The organism is Prevotella sp. oral taxon 317 str. F0108, assembly GCF_000162415.1.
Classification (GTDB): domain Bacteria; phylum Bacteroidota; class Bacteroidia; order Bacteroidales; family Bacteroidaceae; genus Prevotella; species Prevotella conceptionensis.
Window position 1 is genome coordinate 1 of record NZ_GG740099.1, and the last position, 890, is coordinate 890.

Annotated in this window: 1 pseudogene; it reads left to right on the forward strand. The window is 63.7% G+C overall.

The features are described 5' to 3' along the window. Positions 1-890 (forward strand): annotated as a pseudogene (locus HMPREF0670_RS15085) (RHS repeat-associated core domain-containing protein); the annotation flags it as partial.

Sequence of the window (890 nt, forward strand, 5' to 3'; positions counted from 1 at the left end):
TGCGCACCATCACCTATCCCGACGGGGAGGTGGTAAGCTACGGCTACGACGCCGCGGGTCAGGTGACGAGCCTCAAGTCGGCCAAGCAGGGCAGGGAAGAGACGATAGTGGCGCAGGTGGGCTACGACAAGGACGGGCACACCATATACACGCGCATGGGCAACGGCACGGAAAGCACGTACGCCTACGACCGCCAGCGCGAACGGTTGCAGGGCATGCTGCTCACGGCCAACGGAGACAGCATCATGCAAACGCAATATAAATACGACCCCGTGGACAATATTTTGGGGCTGACCAACGTTATTACACCAAAGGCGCCGAAGAAACCGAAGGGACCCGGAGGCCCTGGCCGAACGGACGGCACGGGCGGCCCCGATGCCGGCAAGGAAAAGAAGGAGAAACCGCTGGGCGGTGCGTTCAGCCACACCTACGCCTACGACGAGCTTAACCGACTGGTGAAGGCCAGTGGCAAGGCCAAGGGCATAGGCTACGCCATGGACATGAGCTTCGGGCTGATGGGCGAGCCGCTCACCAAGGTGCAGCGCACCGACTCGGGTTCGGTTGCGGGCAGCTACGCGCTGGCCTACGAGTACGGCGACGCCGACCATCCCACCGCGCCCTCGCAGATAGGGCACGAACGTTACAGCTACGACGCCAACGGCAACCCCACGCTCGTGGAGGACGACAGCCTGAACACGGAGCGGCGCATGGCGTGGGACGAGGAGAACCGCCTCATGGCCCTGTCGGACAACGGCAAGACCAGCCGCTACACCTACAACGCGGCGGGCGATCGCGTCGTGAAGAGCCACGGCTACCTTGAGGGCGTGTACGTCAACGGCGCGCCGCAAGGCCTCACCTTCCACGAGACGGAGGACTACACCATCTACCCC